We start from the raw sequence: 1,024 nt of genomic DNA, 5'->3' as shown, positions 1-1,024 counted from the left end.
CGCGACCGCGCTGCGGGCGGCGGGGGTGCCGGTCGAGCGGGTACGGGTGCCCGGCGCGAACCACCTGTGGCTGGGGCTCGCGGAGGAGGGGGTCGAGCGGGTCTTCGCACGGACGGCCGGGTTCGTCACACGGCACTGCGCCCGCGCCCGGGAAACCGAAGGACAGGAGGATAATCCGCTGGGTATCCGATCATCCGAGGAGCCATGAGTCATCGCGCCGCCAACCTGCCCCAGCTCCTGTCCGAGGCCCGCCGCTGGTTCGAGGACGCCTTGTTCGCCAGCATGGAGGCGGCCGGCGAGCAGCCGGTGACCACGGCGCAGGCGTCCGTCTTCGCGATGCTCGACGCCGAGGGCACCACCGTCTCCGAACTCGCCCGCCGCATGGGTGTCACCCGGCAGACGGCCCATCAGGCGGTGCACGGACTCATCGGCATGGGCCTGCTGGAGCAGGAACCCGACCCCGGCTCCGCCCGGCGGCGGCTGATCCGGATGACCGCCGAGGGGCGGCGCGTGCACGAGCGCGCGCAGGCCACGATCGGGGTGATCGAGTCGGTGCTGGTGGAGCGCATCGGACCGGACGCGGCGGGCGTCCTGGAGGGCGCACTGCGCGCCGACTGGGGCGCGCCCCCGCTGGTCGCGGCCCCCTGAGCGGCCTCACGAGGCCGCGTTCCGCTCCGCGGCGGGGACCGGCACCACCTCGATGCGCTGCACGGCCCGGCTGAGCACCAGCACACCCACGACGATGAGCAGCGCCCCGCACAGCTCGGGCACCAGCCACCACCCGGTGCGGACGCGTTCGCCGAAGAGGGTGATGCCGAGGGTCAGGCTCACCACCGCGTCGCCGATGGTCAGCGCGGGCTGAGCCGCGGCCAGCGGACCGGCCTGCAGCGCGTTCTCCAGCAGCAGCACGGCGGCGACACCGGCGAGCGCGAAACCGTACGTCTGCCAGGACCGCAGGAACGCCGTGAGGCCGTGGTCGGCGAAGGTGCCGCTCGCCGACTTCAGCAGGGCCGCGGTCAGGGCG

At 74.2% G+C, this 1,024-nt stretch carries 1 protein-coding gene and 2 pseudogenes; 2 read left to right on the top strand and 1 reads right to left on the bottom strand.

From position 1 onward, the window contains the following. Window positions 1-208 (top strand): annotated as a pseudogene (locus tag H5J33_RS36920) (hypothetical protein); the annotation flags it as partial. Beyond that, entirely contained in the window at window positions 205-648 is a 444-nt protein-coding gene (locus H5J33_RS36390) for a MarR family winged helix-turn-helix transcriptional regulator (protein ID WP_181798942.1), read from the top strand. The pseudogene H5J33_RS36920 and the gene H5J33_RS36390, both read left to right, overlap by 4 nt. A gap of 6 nt (window positions 649-654) precedes the next feature. On the opposite strand, the pseudogene H5J33_RS36385 reads toward H5J33_RS36390, so the two are convergent. After that, window positions 655-1,024, bottom strand: a pseudogene (locus H5J33_RS36385) (hypothetical protein); the annotation flags it as partial.

This window comes from Streptomyces sp. WELS2 (assembly GCF_013870595.1).
GTDB lineage: Bacteria > Actinomycetota > Actinomycetes > Streptomycetales > Streptomycetaceae > Streptomyces.
Note: the sequence above shows the minus strand (reverse complement) of the source record. Positions and strands in the feature narration are given on the sequence as shown.

Excerpts from the sequence above, each read along its gene's own strand:
- H5J33_RS36390 (WP_181798942.1), top strand. The coding sequence starts at position 205 with ATGAGTCATCGCGCCGCCAACCTGCCCCAGCTCCTGTCCGAGGCCCGC.